11 protein-coding genes and 1 pseudogene are annotated in these 15,879 nt (G+C 39.8%); 2 read left to right on the top strand and 10 right to left on the bottom strand.

Annotated elements, in window-relative coordinates; translation table 11 throughout:
• Positions 1–42: 42 nt before the first annotated feature.
• Entirely contained in the window at positions 43–2,229 is a 2,187-nt protein-coding gene (locus BFP77_RS04475) for a glutamine synthetase III family protein (protein WP_099572868.1), read from the bottom strand.
• A gap of 192 nt (positions 2,230–2,421) precedes the next feature.
• On the opposite strand from BFP77_RS04475, the gene BFP77_RS04470 reads away from it, so the two are divergent.
• Positions 2,422–3,444, top strand: a complete 1,023-nt coding sequence (locus BFP77_RS04470; RefSeq protein ID WP_099572867.1) for a glutamine synthetase beta-grasp domain-containing protein — start codon at positions 2,422–2,424, stop codon at positions 3,442–3,444.
• 129 nt (positions 3,445–3,573) lie between these two features.
• On the opposite strand, the pseudogene BFP77_RS04465 reads toward BFP77_RS04470, so the two are convergent.
• A pseudogene (locus BFP77_RS04465) lies at positions 3,574–4,782 on the bottom strand (IS256 family transposase); the annotation flags it as partial.
• A gap of 22 nt (positions 4,783–4,804) precedes the next feature.
• Here BFP77_RS04465 and BFP77_RS04460 point away from each other — a divergent pair.
• A complete protein-coding gene (locus BFP77_RS04460) occupies positions 4,805–4,987 on the top strand; it encodes a hypothetical protein (protein ID WP_180272308.1) in 183 nt (60 codons plus the stop codon).
• Positions 4,988–5,062: 75 nt separating this feature from the next.
• Here BFP77_RS04460 and BFP77_RS04455 read toward each other — a convergent pair whose 3' ends face one another.
• From BFP77_RS04455 to BFP77_RS04425, 8 genes are all read right to left on the bottom strand, one after another.
• The gene (locus BFP77_RS04455; RefSeq protein WP_099572866.1) at positions 5,063–5,404 is read right to left on the bottom strand and encodes an L-rhamnose mutarotase; all 342 of its coding nucleotides are present in this window, start codon (positions 5,402–5,404) and stop codon (positions 5,063–5,065) included.
• A gap of 5 nt (positions 5,405–5,409) precedes the next feature.
• A complete protein-coding gene (locus BFP77_RS04450) occupies positions 5,410–6,240 on the bottom strand; it encodes an amidohydrolase family protein (RefSeq protein WP_099572865.1) in 831 nt (276 codons plus the stop codon).
• 73 nt (positions 6,241–6,313) lie between these two features.
• On the bottom strand, positions 6,314–7,090 hold the full coding sequence (locus BFP77_RS04445) for an SDR family NAD(P)-dependent oxidoreductase (protein ID WP_099572864.1): 777 nt from the start codon (positions 7,088–7,090) through the stop codon (positions 6,314–6,316).
• On the bottom strand, positions 7,080–8,423 hold the full coding sequence (locus BFP77_RS04440) for an L-fuconate dehydratase (protein WP_099572863.1): 1,344 nt from the start codon (positions 8,421–8,423) through the stop codon (positions 7,080–7,082). The genes BFP77_RS04445 and BFP77_RS04440 overlap by 11 nt, the downstream gene beginning before the upstream one ends.
• 547 nt (positions 8,424–8,970) lie before the next feature.
• Positions 8,971–9,129: a hypothetical protein gene (locus tag BFP77_RS16915; protein ID WP_180272307.1), complete on the bottom strand. Its 159-nt coding sequence runs from the start codon at positions 9,127–9,129 to the stop codon at positions 8,971–8,973.
• Between the two features lie 73 nt (positions 9,130–9,202).
• A complete protein-coding gene (locus BFP77_RS04435; RefSeq protein WP_099572862.1) occupies positions 9,203–11,704 on the bottom strand; it encodes a glycoside hydrolase family 95 protein in 2,502 nt (833 codons plus the stop codon).
• 5 nt (positions 11,705–11,709) lie between these two features.
• The gene (locus BFP77_RS04430; RefSeq protein ID WP_099572861.1) at positions 11,710–14,280 is read right to left on the bottom strand and encodes a glycoside hydrolase family 31 protein; all 2,571 of its coding nucleotides are present in this window, start codon (positions 14,278–14,280) and stop codon (positions 11,710–11,712) included.
• A gap of 38 nt (positions 14,281–14,318) precedes the next feature.
• On the bottom strand, positions 14,319–15,879 hold a 1,561-nt coding region (locus BFP77_RS04425), incomplete at its 5' end, for a biotin/lipoyl-containing protein (protein ID WP_306475413.1).

The following is a 15,879-nucleotide window of genomic DNA, read 5'->3' as shown; positions in this document are numbered from 1 at the left end:
AGAATTGATTTAAAATCAGAATTTAGCTAGCGAAAGTAATTGCTATTTAATGAACAATAGCTCCCTGTATTTAGTCAATGGCCATAATTGGTCTTCTATGAGCTTCTCTAGCTTATCGGAATGTAATCGAATTTTATCAAAATAAGGTTTTACGTTCCCACAGTAGGCTACCGCTCTCTTTTTACTTTCCTTAATAACATTTGCTTTCTTTCTGGCCTCGGTCATTGCATCCGTAAGTTTTTTGAGCTCATTTAAGTGCTCTCCAATTTCCTCTATCATGGTTAGTTGACCTACAGAAAAACTCTTATGGGCAGCTCCGTAAATTTCCTTAAGACCAGAAACGTTGGTTATCAATTTATTCTGATAGGCAATTGCGGCAGGAATAACGCTACTGTATACCAAATCACTCAATACCCTACCTTCAATCTGAAGGTGTAATATATAGGCCTCCAATTCAACTTCTACCCTCGCGCCCACTTCAACATCACTCATCACCTTCATCGTCTTAAATAAAGCCAGACTCTCTTTCGAGGTCAGTATATTTAAAGCATCCGGGGTATTTTTATTATTACTTAGTTTTCTCTTTTTTGCTTCGTTCTCCCATTCTTTACTGTAACCGTCGCCATCGAAACGAATCCGCTTAGAGGTCTTTATATATTCCCTAAGGGTATTGAATATGGCCTCATCCTTCTTAAGGTTCTTTTTATCTATTAAAACATCTACCTCCTTTTTAAAATCCTTAAGTTGCTTTGCAACAATGGTGTTTAAGATGGTCATGGGTTTAGCACAATTGGTCTTGGCCCCTACCCCGCGCATTTCAAACTTATTACCTGTAAAAGCGAACGGAGAAGTTCTATTACGGTCTGTATTATCCAATAATATTTCCGGAATCTTCCCAACTACATTTAGCTTCAGTTCCGTCTTTTCCTCGGGTGATAGTTTACCTTGGCTCACTCCTTCCAGTTCATCAAGCACACTACTTAACTGTTTTCCGATAAATATGGAAAAAATAGTAGGTGGTGCCTCGTTTGCACCTAGCCTGTGATCATTACTGGCCGAAGCGATAGAGGAGCGTAAGAGTTCCTCATAAGTGTTTACCGCCTTGATAGTGTTAATGAAGAACGTAAGGAACTGGAGGTTCTTCATGGGCGTAGAGCCCGGACTCAAAAGATTGACGCCGGTATCTGTAGCCAAGGACCAATTATTATGTTTGCCTGAGCCATTAATATCTGAAAATGGTTTTTCATGAAAAAGCACTTTAAACTGATGCTTATCCGCAATTTTGTCCATCACATCCATCAATAAAAGGTTGTGATCTACGGCCAAATTGGCCTCTTCAAAAACCGGGGCCAGCTCAAACTGGTTTGGTGCTACCTCATTATGACGGGTTTTTACCGGTATACCCAACTTGGTACATTCCTTTTCTAAATCGCTCATAAAACTGAGCACCCTACTTGGGATAACACCGAAATAATGATCATCTAACTGTTGTCCCTTCGCAGCGTTATTTCCTACTAAGGTTCTACCGGTCATAATAATATCAGGCCTGGAATGTGCAAGAGCCTTATCTATCAAAAAATATTCTTGCTCCCAACCTAAAGTGGCGTTTACTTTGGCAACGTTCTTATCAAAATATTTAGCCACTGCTGTCGCAGCTTCATCCACGGCGTGCAACGCTCTCAACAGCGGCGCCTTGTTATCCAATGCCTCTCCCGTGTAGGAAACGAAAATAGTAGGAATACACAAGGTAGTACCATAGATAAATGCCGGGGATGTCGGGTCCCAAGCGGTATAGCCCCGTGCTTCAAAAGTATTGCGGATACCGCCACTAGGGAAGCTTGACGCGTCTGGTTCTTGCTGCACCAACTGTCCGCCTCCAAACTTTTCAAGAGCTGTACCATCTGGCAATAAATCGAAAAAAGCATCGTGCTTTTCTGCTGTAGCTCCGGTTAAGGGTTGAAACCAATGTGTATAATGTGTGGCACCCATAGAAATGGCCCAACCTTTCATAGCTTCCGCTACCTGGTCCGCGATTTTACGGTCAATTTTAGAACCCGAAAAAATAGCATCCCTAACACTTGCCAATGCGTCTTTGGTAAGATATTGAAGCATTCTCTTTTCGTTAAAAACATTTACTCCGAACAAGTCTGACCTTCTTCCTTTTTCTTCAATAGCGATTGCTTTTCTTCTATGACTTTCCGCTATTGCCGCTGACCTTTGTACTGACATATGACCCTAATGAATTATTAATTCCACAAAATTACGTTCTTAAAATAGAAATATCACAAAATACCCACCAAAAAATGGGGGTGTATCTAAAATATTCTCATTTATAACGAATTACCCCCGTAAAAATTCATATAATTCCATAAAAAACATATTTTTGTTTGTCTTTTTATTATTAATTTATAACATGAAAATATGGCTAAAATTAAATTAGAGTATATATGGTTGGATGGTTATTTTCCGACCCAAAACTTGAGAAGTAAAACAAAAGTAGAAGAACATGAAGATTTTAAAGGAACGTTAGAGGAGCTAGGAAACTGGTCTTTTGACGGGTCTTCTACAAGACAAGCCGAAGGTGGTTCCTCTGACTGCTTATTAGTTCCTGTAGCTATTTATCCGGATCCGGCAAGAATTAACGGATGGTTGGTCATGACAGAAGTTATGAATGCAGACGGAACTCCTCATGTTTCAAATGGTAGAGCCACTATTGATGATGAAGATGATGATTTCTGGTTCGGTTTTGAGCAAGAATATTTTATAATGGACACTGCTACACAATTACCCTTAGGTTTCCCTATCGGTGGTTACCCTGCACCACAAGGAATGTATTACTGTTCTGTGGGCGGAAAAAATACGCACGGAAGAGATTTGGTTGAAGAGCACGCCGATCTTTGTATAGAAGCTGGTTTAAACTTTGAAGGTATTAACCAAGAGGTTGCTTCTGGTCAATGGGAATTTCAATTATTCGCTAAAGGTGCTAAAAAAGCCGGTGATGAAATCTGGATTGCCAGATATTTATTGGACAGACTAACGGAAAAGTATGGTTACTATATTGAATATCACCCAAAACCTTTAGGTAAGGATATGGACTGGAACGGTTCTGGTATGCATGCAAACTTCTCTAACACCACGTTAAGAACTTGTGGTTCAAAAGAAACCTACGCAACCATTTGTGAAGCTTTCCGCCCATACGTAAAAGAACACATCGCCGTTTATGGTGAATTCAACGATCAACGTTTGACGGGAGATCATGAAACAGCTGCCATTACAGATTTCTCTTGGGGTGTTTCTGATAGAGGTGCCTCTATCCGTATTCCAATTATTGCAGTTGAGAAAGGATATAAAGGATGGTTAGAAGATAGAAGACCAGCTTCAAATGGTGATCCTTATAAGATTGCCGCCAGAATTATAAAAACAGTTAAAACAGCGAAAGTTTAATAAACCGAATTAATTGTTGCTATAAACCGGCTTAACTATTGTTAAGTCGGTTTTTTAGTTTTTAATGGGCTGCAAGGGTGTATTCATCCAGTAGTCTCCAAAATTATCCGGTTTAACAGGGTCTGTAAATTAAACTCTGTCCTTTGTTTCAATTCCTTTGGGGCTAGCCCCAAAGGAATTTGCGTTTAATGCCAATGGTATCCTGTCCCCAAATTTAATATAAAGTTGTTGAACCGTAAGACTCCAATTATGTAGTGGGCTTGTCCATTTCTTTTCAATGTTCTTTGTAGCAAGATATACCAATTTTAGGAGGGCTATGTCATTGGTGAATGCACCTTTGGTCTTGGTCACTTTGCGTATTTGACGATGGAACCCTTCTACTGCGTTGGTGGTATAGATAATCTTTCTGATAGGTTCGGTATACTGGAAGTACTGTGATAGCTGCTCCCAATTACGTTGCCAACTCTCTATGACAACAGGGTATTTGTCGCCCCATTTCAATTCTAAATCCAATAACCTGTCTTCTGCTACTTCTTTGCTTGTCGCCCGATAGACCAGCTTTAGGTCTCGCATGAACTCCTTTTGGTCTTTGGAAGCAATGTATTTGAGTGAGTTGCGTATTTGGTGTACGACACACAGCTGGACCTGTGCCTTGGGAAACACGCTCAATATCGCATCGGTAAAGCCACGAAGGTTGTCCGTGCAGGCAATCAAGATATCCTTCAGACCTCGATTGTTCAGGTCTGTAAGCACCTGTAGCCAGAAGTTGGCCCCTTCGCTCTCAGAAATGCACATGCCCAATATTTCCTTGCAACCTTCCTTGTTGACACCCAAAATATTGTAAAGTGCCTTATGGGTTATCTTGCCGTCTACTTTGACCTTGTAGTGCATCGCATCGAGCCATACAATACAATAGAGCGGCTCCAACGGGCGGTTCTGCCACGCTTTTACATCTGGTATAATCTTATCGGTTATCTGGCTCAGAACGGTATGGGAGATATCGGTGTCGTACATTTGTTTGATATGGGAAGAAATGTCCCGGTAGCTCATCCCAAGACCGTAAAATCCGATAATCTTATCCGATAGATTGTCTGCTAAAATAGTCTGCCGCTTTTTTATCAGTTCCGGTTCAAAGCTGCTTTGCCTGTCCTGGGGAGTTTCGATATCAAAAGTGCCGAAACCGCTCTTGATGGTCTTTTTGCCCTTTCCGTTGCGCTTATTGCCAATACTACGCTCCGATTCGTCCAAATGACCTTCCATCTCTACCTCAAGAGCCTTCTCGATTACATTTTTGAGCATTGGAGCAAAAGCTCCGTCCTTACCGAAAAGGTTATTGCCGACAGACCAAGGTCAAAAAGAAATGGGCATACTCAAATATGGTCTCAATGGTAAGATTACATCTTATGAGCTACATAAACCTATTCAGTTTTATGGAAAACCCTACCCAAAAGTGGGACTATCTTACTACAAAACCGCCCGACAAACAGCTATCACTATTCTGAACGATACCCTGCTATTGGAAAAAGAAGAAACAAACCAATAAAAACAATGCCTCACAAGACTTAAATAGTAAAACCGTATTTTAGTCGGACACTAATGATTTTTAATTAACTTTTAACTAATCAGTTTTTTTGAGTTCAAATATTTTTTCCATTAGCTCCCATTTAGTTCCTGGGGAAGAATTTGGGAGTGCTTTTTGATACTTCCACATCAGCCTTTCCCACTCGGATACTTTTTTGTTATTTGAATCCAGCTCATTTTTTTTCGCGAAAGAAAAGTTTGAATCTGCATCGATAATCATAAATAACCGATTATGAACGCAATAGATTTCCATATCTACTATGCCACTATCTGTAATACTTTTAAGAATTTCTGGCCAGACTTCCTTGTGATACGCAATGTATTCCTCAATTAAATGGGCATCCTCCTTTAAATCCAATGCAAGACAATAACGTCCCATAATATCTAAACATGTAAATTATATAGTTTGATAGCGTTGCCGCTAAAAATAGCTTTTTGCTCGTCCTCGCTCAATTCCTCGATATATGTACGAACTATTTCCAGAACTTCTTCGTATTCAGCCGCCAGCAAACACACGGGCCAGTCCGAGCCATATAATATTCGTTCAGGGCCGAATGCGGATAGCACTACCTTCATGTAGGGTTCGAAATCAGTAGTATTCCAACTTTTCATGTCCGCCTCCGTAACCATTCCTGATAGTTTACAGTACACATTGGGTAGGGTCGCCAATGCAGTTATATCATTTTTCCATGTATCAATTTCCTGAGTTCTTATCAAGGGCTTTGCCAAATGGTCTATGACAAATCCTTGATCAGGAAATTCTCTAACTAGTCTAATTGCTTCTTTTATTTGTTTTGGATGAATGAGAATATCGTAAACTAGACCATATTGCGCTAGTTGCGATATCCCGTTCTGAAATTTCTTTTGCATCATAAAGCCCTCTTTTTCCGCCTGCACGATATGTCGCACACCTTTAAATACTTTATTTCTTGAAAAGTACTCCAGCCGTTCTTTACAATTTTCGGCACACAAATCCACCCAGCCAACTACACCTTTTACAAAGGGACTTTGTCTTGCACATTCCAGTAGAAAGTCATTTTCGTTTTCTGATTGATGCGCTTGCACCGTAACGCATCCTTCAACGCCATTAATATCTAAAATCGGCTTCAAATCTTTTGGTAAAAAATCTTTTTGGAGTCTCTTCATGGAGTCGTCTATCCAAGCATCTCTTGCTGGATCATACTTCCAAAAATGTTGATGGGTGTCAATAATCATTAAAATTACTATTTTAAAAGTATACTACTCACAATTGATACATTTCTCGAAAAACATTCACAAAATTTTCTTCCTAAGATCCGCTTAAGGTTACAAAACCGCCATCTATCGGAAAATTTGATCCTGTGATAAAAGCAGCTTCGTCGGAACACAGAAAAACCGTTAAATCGGCAATTTCTTTGGGTTTACCCATACGACCTATAGGCTGTGTTTTCGATAATTTTTCGAACATTTCCTTTTCTCGTCCTGGATAGTTTTTGCTGATAAACCCATCTACAAATGGTGTGTGAACTCGCGCTGGTGAAATACAATTACAGCGGATACCGAAATCTAGATAATCTTTTGCAACAGAATAGGTCATCGTAAGTACAGCGCCTTTGGTCATTGAATAGGCGAAACGGTCCTTAATGCCCAGAGAAGAAGCAATGGAGGCCATATTTATAATAACACCACTATTTAATTTCATTGTTTCTATGGAGGATAACATACAGTTGTAAACACCTTTTATATTTACATTATACAACAAATCCAAATCCTTTTCCTTAGTGTTTTCTAAACTTCCTACGTGTGCGATACCTGCATTGTTGATTAAAATGTCGATACTGCCTTTTTTTAGAATAGCTTTAAAAGTGCTTTCTACCAGGGCACCATTCGCCACATCACACTCATAGATGTTCGCTTTACCTCCGGATGCGGTGATAGCCTTTGCAGTATCTTTTGCGTGTTCTGCCTTCAATTCTAAAATATGGATTATGGCACCGTGTTCTGCCAAAGCGAGTGAAATAGCTTTTCCAATACCGCTTCCTCCTCCAGTAACGACTGCCTCTTTTCCTTTTAAACTAAATTTCATGTGATGTGTTATTAGGCATTTCAAGTTCTTTTTTCCAGAATGTACCATCCGGGAAACTAAATTCTGCTAACGATTCAGGTTTCATGGTAATGCTATAGCCAGCTAAACTTGGAGGCATGTAAGCACCGTTATTTATGACCACTGGATCAAAGAAATGCTCGTGTAAATGGTCCACGAATTCTATAATCCGTTCATCAAGTGAACCGCTTATAGCAATATAATCTATCATTGAAAGGTGTTGTACATATTCGCACAAACCTACGCCTCCTGCGTGGGGACAAACGGGTATATTAAATTTGGCCGCCATAAGTAATATGGATAGTATCTCATTTACACCGCCTACCCTGCAACTATCTATCTGACAGATTTCTATAGATTTCGCCTGCATCAATTGCTTGAAAATAACTCTGTTCTGACAATGTTCCCCCGTAGCCACTTTTATAGGCGCAATTGCCTTTGCTATTTTTGCATGGCCTAAGATATCATCCGGACTTGTAGGCTCTTCAATCCAATACGGATCAAATTTGGCGAGCTGCTTAATATTGGAAATCGCTTCATCCACTTCCCATTTTTGGTTCGCATCCATCATTAATTTTAAATCAGTTCCAATTTCTTCACGTATTATCTGCGACCTGCGCATATCATCCTCAAGATCAGAACCTACCTTTATCTTCATGTGATTGAATCCGGATACTTTAGCTTCCCTACACAATCTGCGCATTTTCTCGTCTGAATATCCTAACCACCCTGCCGATGTGGTGTAAGCAGGATATCCATTTTTTACTAGGTGAGCTATACGCTCTTTTTTGGTGCTTTCTTTCTTCTTTAACAGGGTCAAGGCTTCATCTGGAGTAATTGCATCAGTAATATAGGTGAAGTCTACACAACCTACGAGTTCCTCGGGGCTCATATCCGCTATCAATCTCCAAAGTGGCTTGCCTACAGATTTTGCATATAGATCCCATACAGCATTTACAATAGCACCCGTAGCTAAATGTATAACTCCCTTTTCCGGACCTAACCATCGTAATTGACTGTCTCCTGTAATCATTTTCCAGAAACCTCTCATATCCGCGGTGAAGCTTTCCAAACTCTTACCTATTACCAATGGGGCTAAGGATTCAATAGCCGCTACACAAAGTTCATTACCGCGACCAATTGTAAAGGTTAAGCCATGCCCTTCTAGTCCATTAGTAGAATCCGTTATAAGGATTACATAGGCCGCTGAATAATCCGGGTCTGGATTCATAGCATCTGAGCCATCCAAGGTTTTACTGGTGGGGAAACGTATATCCTTTACTAGAACGTCCGTTATTGTAATAGGTTGTGCCATATTCTTTAATTTTTTTAACAAAACTAAGCGACTATTTTTTTTCTAACCACCAAATTGGACACTTGAATCTGTATTTTTTTTGCCAATTTAGAGAGTTTTATTCTTCCTAGGGATAAAAGCGGCAATGAATAAATAAATATTTGTTTCTGGTGTATTTCCAATTAATCCTTGCTTCTCCTTTTTCAAGGTATATCTAAACTATTACCTTTTTTCAACTTCGCTACCGTATCCAATCCTCTCCTACAGAACTTTGATTACAGTCCTGTCACCTGCTTTCACTATATATTTTTTATAAAGGAATTCTCTGTGCCACATTTCTTTACTTATTAAAGATGATTTTAAATATGAACATATCTACCATTTTATAAAACGTGTATAGGATAGATACGACTTATTTTAGATATCCACTTTCCCTATTTTCAGAACCCGTAGGTATATCCAGATTTAAATTACTTAACTCTCTCCTGCCTGTTCTACGAGCACCATTATCTCCCCTCTTTTTCTGGATATTCTGATATTATATTATAGCGTTCTCCTGGGTCTAGCATTACTTCACTGCCGTTTTACCAATTTTTGGAGTTTCAAAACCGGCGGTACCATAAAATCCCAAATCACCATAGTATTGATCGCCTATAAATATTACGATTACAATTGGATGGTCACTAGACGCTCCTTTGCTCGTTTCACAACCTATGAATACGACCATGGCAAGCAAAACAAAACTAGAATTAAGTAAATTAACTATGTTCGGTAAGTTATATTTATGTTTTTATTCCCATTTAATGCGCTTTAATTTCTAATTCCATAATTTCCCCAGGTTTAGTTTTAATATCATATTCAAATACTTTTTTTAGGGTGGTACTTGTTAACGTACTGGTACCTTTTATAATCGGTTTTTTTATTTCGGGTGTATGATAGTAAGGATTTGTATTTTCCATCTCGTTTTCAACTAACACTAGTTCTTTTTTAGATTTCAAGGGCCAGTACGATCTAATTCTACAATTACCGCCAATGGTTGATTTTATAATTAGTTGAGAGACTTTATTTTGAGCCCAGCTTAGCTTTTTGATTTCAAAACCTCCCCTTGCCCTTATTCCATTAATTTGACCTGTATTCCAAGGGTCGGGAAGTGCTGGTAGAATATGTATGGCTCCATCATGACTTTGTATTAACATTTCGGTAATACCCGAAGTAAATCCGAAATTACCATCTATCTGAAAAGGCGGGTGCGCATCGAACATATTGGGATAAGTACCGGCTTTACCCCTTACATTCAGGTTTTCGTAATCCATATCCTCTACCAAACTTATTTGTTCGGCCATAAGTTTGAGCGCGTGATTGCCATCTAATAAACGAGCCCACATATTTATCTTCCAGTTCATAGACCATCCTGTTGCTGGATCACCCCTATAAAACATAGAAGTCTTTACAGCGTTAAATAGTTCCGGGGTTCTATAGGGTGAAATTTGATTAGATGGATGAAGCCCGTATAAATGCGATATATGCCTATGATGATCTTCGGCACTGTCCCAATCTTCTAGCCATTCTTGTAATTGACCTAAGCGTCCGATTTGCATAGGGAGTAGTTTTGCCAACGCTGCTTGTATCGAATCTTTGAGTGTATTATCTTTATGTAATATTTCTGAAGCTTTCATTGTTTTGGTAAACAAATCAAATACCAATTGATTGTCCATGGTTGCGCCGGCCACAAGCAGATTTTTCTCCTCACGAACCATTTGTGGCGCATTCTCTGGCGATATTGACGGACTCACAACGAGCCAATTATTCGTTGGCTCTTCTACTAGAAAATCAAGATAAAAGCGTGAACCTTCTTTTAAAATAGGATATACCGATTGTAAATAATCGGTGTCGCCACTAAATATGTATTTTTCCCAAAGGTGCTGAGCGAGCCATGCGCCCCCACAAGGCCAAGTTCCCGCCCTTGCATCTATAGCTCCTGTAAAACGCCAAATATCCGTATTGTGATGGGCAACCCAGCCATTAGCTCCGTACATGATTTCCGCAGATTCCCTGCCCGTTTCCGATAACTCTTTGACCATACGTAGCAAAGGCTCATGCATCTCCGTGAGATTTGTGATTTCCGCTGGCCAGTAGTTCATTTCGGTATTTATATTAATGGTATACTTGCTGTCCCAAGGTGGATAGAGTTGATTGTTCCATAAACCCTGAAGATTTGCTGGTTGGCCACCAGGTTGTGAAGATGATATTAGCAAATAGCGACCAAATTGAAAATATAGCGCAACCAAGTTAGGATCGTTACCCTGAGAAAATTCTCTTATTCTTAAATCGGTTGGCTTGTGAATACTATCTGTTTCGCCCAAATTGATTTGTACCCGATCAAAAAAGTTTTTATACTTTTCAATATGAGCAGTACGTAATTCGTTATAGTCTTTCTTAACTGCTGTTTGAAGTTTAGCGTTCGCGACTTTAAAGGCATCCCCAGAAATATCATCGTAATTTTTGAAGTTTGTACCAATTGAAATATAAACTAACGCTTCATCTGCATCGGTGACGGTAATTATAGAATCCGTCGTTGTGACAATACCGCCCTTAGGGATTATTTTCACCAAGGTTTCAAATTTCACTTCTCCATTTATACCTTCATGGTCGGCCGTGGTGCCGGACATTTTAAGCAGGTTTCCGTTGGCTGTCGTGATGTTTACTCTTTCAGGTCTAGTAATTCTTGATTTAAAGCTTAGAGAATTTGGTTGGCTTGCCATAATTTTCATTACGATTACTTCATCCGCTAATGAAGAAAAAGCTTCTCTTTTGTAATGCGTATTACCAATTTTATAGCTTGTTCTGGTAAAAGCACTATCTAGGCTTAAAGACCTTTGGTATTCGGAGTAGTTGTCATGACCTTCAAAATCCATAAAAAAATCCCCCACTGTTTGATATGGCATTCCATGTCCGCTTTCGCTTATGATAGTTCTTAGCGCGATGGCTTCAGCTTCCATATACTTGTCCTCAAAGATGAGTTTGCGCACGTGATCCAGCGAATCCTTAATTTTGGGATTACTATTGTTATGCGGGCCACCGGCCCAAACTGTACTCTCGTTGAGTTGTATATGCTCTGTTGATGGCGCTCCATGAATCATAGCCCCTAAACGGCCGTTACCTATGGGTATTGCAGCTACCCATTCTTCTGCTGGTTCGTTGTAATATAGCACATTGGATTGAAATTTTGTGAAGTGCTCTGTTTCAGTTTTACAGGACAAAAAACAGAGTGCGAGAGCGCCTATGTAAATGACGTTTTTCATTATTTCTATAATTTGACTTCTATTTTGTCACCATTGAATACGACTTCTTCTATGTTATCGCCTCCAATAATTTCCACTTTTAAGTTCATCGGATTCTTTTTAAAATCAACATATTCATCTACTTTGGTTGAAATGGAGAGCTGTTTGTTGTTTTCGTAATAAGAGAAGAGCACTTCCGAATAGATTCCTTTTTCATACCTGTAGGATTCACCGTCATCTAGATAAAGCTGATACTGAGCATCTTTTCCCGGATATATTTTTATCTGTACTGGTTCATCTGTTTTTTGAGTAGCATATTGTATTTTGGGACCCATGGGCAATATAGAACCTGCTTTCACAAAGAGTGGAATTTCATTTAGAGGTGTATTGACTTCTACTGTACCACTTTTCATGATTTTTTCACCTGTCCAAAAGTTATACCATCCACCTTTCGGCAGATAAATCTCTTTAGTACGTTGCTTGTAATTTGTCACGTTACATACCAATAAAGACTCACCGAATAAAAACTGGTCTTTGTTTTGCCAAGTATTTTTATCCTGCGGATACTCGTATACCATAGGAGCCATGAGTAGTTTTCCTTCTTTAGTCACATTCCAGGCTTCAGAATATATGTAGGGCATTAATTGATACCGAACATCAATGAATTTACGAGCCATGTTCTCAAATTCTTTTCCATAGTTCCAAACCTCGGTATCGGAACGGTATCCATGTATTCTAAAAATCGGGTTGAAAGTGCCGAACTGAAACCATCGTGTTAAAAGTTCTATGTACTCCGGATTTTCATATTGATCATCATATATGGGATTCAGGCTTTTACTATCCCTGAAAAATCCTCCTATATCGTTTGTCCAATAGGGAACGCCTGCCATTACAAAATTCATTCCGCCAGTAATTTGTTCCGAAAATTGTTTCCATGTTCCTGCAACATCCCCAGACCAAGAAGCAGAACCATAGCGTTGTTGACCAGGGAATGCCGATCGTGTAAGATTAAAGACCCGTTCTTCGGGGAACTCATCACGTCTGCCATTATACATAGCCTCAGCTACCAAAAGAGAATAAATATTGGCAACATTTCTAAAAGGACCCACTCCTGTTTCTTCATCATCATGTGGTTTTCGTATTGGCTCCGTTCCATCTAACCAAATATGATTTACTCCTAACTTGAACATGGAGTCACTTAGCATTTCATAAAACTGCCTACCCACTTTTGGTTCATAGAAATCAAGATAATGATTGCCTTCAGTTTTAAATTTATATTCAAACAGGTCATATTTTTCCAAAAGAGGTGTATTATCTACCTCTGGCCACACAGATACCATAAGTTTCAAATTTAGGTCCGCTAATGTCTTGGTCATCCCTTGGGGATCAGGATATTTTTCCCTGTCCCACTCTGGTCCTTTGGTGCCCTTAGGCCAGTAATACCAATCCTGAACTATGTTGTCTACAGGAATCTTTCTTTTTCTATATTCTTGTGCTTTTTCTAATATTTCATTTTGATTTTGATAGCGTTCGCGACATTGCCAGAATCCATATGCAGATTTTGGAAATAGAGGAGCTTGCCCTGTCAACTTTCTATATTTTGAAATTATAGTACTGGGGTTATCGCCATGGATAAAATAATAATTAATGGCATTCCCGCTCCTACTGCTAAATATCGTTTTATTATAATCCGGTTCATTATAAAGTAGCTTACCGGTAATCCTTGACCCAGAATTTTGAAAAACGACTGGATAGGTTTTCCCTTCTTCTAAGTATTTCTGACCTGAAAAAGCAACAGGTACCCAAGTGGTGGTATAGTTAATGATGGTATCGGTATCAATCGTAAGGAAAATTTTACCGTCCCTTCGTTCGAAGGAATCACTCTCTATTATAAACGAATAGCTACCTGTTTTTTTGGGCACGAATTCTGTTTTTCTTATATTCTTCTCTTCATCTATAATTGTTTCTAATTCAATTTCATAATCTGGAGGATTAAAGTCTGTAACACTATAATTATTCCAATAAATACCAAATTTGTTAGTTGATACGATGAACGGGATGGCTATTTCTTGATTATACTGTTGCATGCGAACCGGTACATTTTTCCAATTCATTATTCCATTTTGGTAATGTCCTAACCCGAACAGACCTTCATCCCCACTTGTAAATTCTTGAGAGACGCTATTTGCTGATTGCCCAGTATTCTTAAGGAACGTATTTTCATTCGTTTCTGCAAGAAGCGGTTTAGAATCAATTGATTCGTAATTTACCATACCGTCATTTTCTACATTGACTTTTAATTTATCCGTAATAATAGTGACCTGCTCGTCTGATTCGATTAATTCCCAAGCTACAGGCTGTGGTTCTAATACAGTAACATAATCGGGTATAGAGGAGGCTTCCTGGTCGTTTAAAATTTTATGTATATGAATAATAGATTCGTCTACAACCGTTATAGTAATCAGAATGCTGTCTTGATGAATAACGATACCGTTTGCCGACCGATCAATCTCATATTTGTAATTGGTTTCGCATCCTAATAACACTAAAAGCATGGTCAGTGCAGCCATGAAAGTACAAATCTTAATTTTGGGCATGGTCTTTAAATTATTATTTCAAAGTATATATAGAAATCTTATTTGAGTGTTATAATCAGATCATCAGAACCTACCAAAGCACCGGCTTCAATTAAAATTTGATCTACCGTACCATCGGAAGTGGCTACCACGGTACTTTCCATTTTCATGGCCTCGATTATGAAGAGCGGTTGGTTCTTTTTGATCTCCTGTCCTTCCTTCACCAAAACATCCGATAACGATCCTTGAAGCGGGGACCCGATATGTTTAGCGTTGGACGCATCGGCCTTCTTATTTTCCTTTTTGGTAACGTTGACCGCGGAATCCTTGATCAGCACATTACGTAGTTGGCCGTTTATTTTAAAAAATAGGTTCACTTGCCCGGCTTCGTCCGGTTCACCTTTCAACATCAGGGAAATCAATACCTTTTTCCCTTTGTCGAGCTCTACCATTATTTCCTCGCCCACTTGCATCCCGTATAGGAAATTCTTGGTGGGGACATTGATTACGTTACCATTTTTGACATGGTTGTTATATGCTTCCATGAAAACTTTGGGATATAGTCTGTAAGAAAGGAAATCCGTGATCTCGAGTTCCCTGCCCATCCCGTTTTTGAACATCCTTTTGAATTCTTTGAAATCCCTCTCAAAATCGATAGGTTCCAGATGAGCGTTAGGTCTGCCCGTATAGGGTTTTTCATCTTTCAGGACGATGCTCTGTAATTTCGCCGGAAAGCCTCCGTAAGGCTGCCCTAGGTCACCCCTGAAAAAACTCTTTACGGACTCGGGAAATGAGATGGTCTCCCCTTTGGTCATGATATCATCTACCGTCAAGTCATTGCCGACCATGAACTGGGCCATATCGCCGACCACCTTTGAACTGGGGGTCACCTTCACGATATCCCCGAACATATGGTTTACCTGGCCGTACATCTTTGTAATGTCCGTAAACCTATCCTCTAGGCCCAGGGCGATCGCCTGCCCCTTCAGGTTTGAATATTGCCCGCCGGGAATCTCATGTCCATACACTTCTCCGGTACCGGACCTCAGGCCGGATTCAAAGGGATAGTAATAATTGCGTATGGCTTCCCAATAATTGGAATACGCCGCTAATTTTTCGGTGTCCATGGGGTTTTCCCGTTCATGGAACCGTAACATTTCAAGTACCGAATTAAAATTGGGTTGTGAGGTAAGTCCCGATAATCCGCCCAACGCAACATCGACGACATCCACTCCCGCTTCTATCGCCTTCAGGTAGGTGGCCGTCTGTATGGACGAGGTATCGTGCGTATGGAGGTGCACCGGAATGTCTATTTCAGATTTCAATGCTTGAATCAGCATAAAGGCGGCATCCGGCTTCAACAATCCTGCCATGTCCTTGACCCCCAAGATGTGGGCCCCGGCATTTTCGATATCCTTGGCAAGTCTTATGTAATACCGCAGATCGTACTTTTTCCTTGAAGGGTCCAAGATATCGCCCGTGTAGCAGATGGACCCCTCCGCCAAACCTCCTGTTTTCTTGCGAACATGCTCTATACAAGGGGCAATGGATTCCATCCAGTTCAGGGAGTCAAAAATACGGAAGACATCGACCCCTGTCCTCCAGGCCTCCTCGACGAAC

It is taken from the genome of Maribacter sp. 4U21 (assembly GCF_002742365.1).
Taxonomy (GTDB): Bacteria; Bacteroidota; Bacteroidia; order Flavobacteriales; family Flavobacteriaceae; genus Maribacter.
Note: the sequence above shows the minus strand (reverse complement) of the source record. Positions and strands in the feature narration are given on the sequence as shown.

Coding starts and splice junctions, on each gene's coding strand:
- BFP77_RS04475 (WP_099572868.1), bottom strand. CDS start 2,229: ATGTCAGTACAAAGGTCAGCGGCAATAGCGGAAAGTCATAGAAGAAAA.
- BFP77_RS04470 (WP_099572867.1), top strand. CDS start 2,422: ATGGCTAAAATTAAATTAGAGTATATATGGTTGGATGGTTATTTTCCG.
- BFP77_RS04460 (WP_180272308.1), top strand. CDS start 4,805: ATGGGCATACTCAAATATGGTCTCAATGGTAAGATTACATCTTATGAG.
- BFP77_RS04455 (WP_099572866.1), bottom strand. CDS start 5,404: ATGGGACGTTATTGTCTTGCATTGGATTTAAAGGAGGATGCCCATTTA.
- BFP77_RS04450 (WP_099572865.1), bottom strand. CDS start 6,240: ATGATTATTGACACCCATCAACATTTTTGGAAGTATGATCCAGCAAGA.
- BFP77_RS04445 (WP_099572864.1), bottom strand. CDS start 7,090: ATGAAATTTAGTTTAAAAGGAAAAGAGGCAGTCGTTACTGGAGGAGGA.
- BFP77_RS04440 (WP_099572863.1), bottom strand. CDS start 8,423: ATGGCACAACCTATTACAATAACGGACGTTCTAGTAAAGGATATACGT.
- BFP77_RS16915 (WP_180272307.1), bottom strand. CDS start 9,129: ATGGTCGTATTCATAGGTTGTGAAACGAGCAAAGGAGCGTCTAGTGAC.
- BFP77_RS04435 (WP_099572862.1), bottom strand. CDS start 11,704: ATGAAAAACGTCATTTACATAGGCGCTCTCGCACTCTGTTTTTTGTCC.
- BFP77_RS04430 (WP_099572861.1), bottom strand. CDS start 14,280: ATGCCCAAAATTAAGATTTGTACTTTCATGGCTGCACTGACCATGCTT.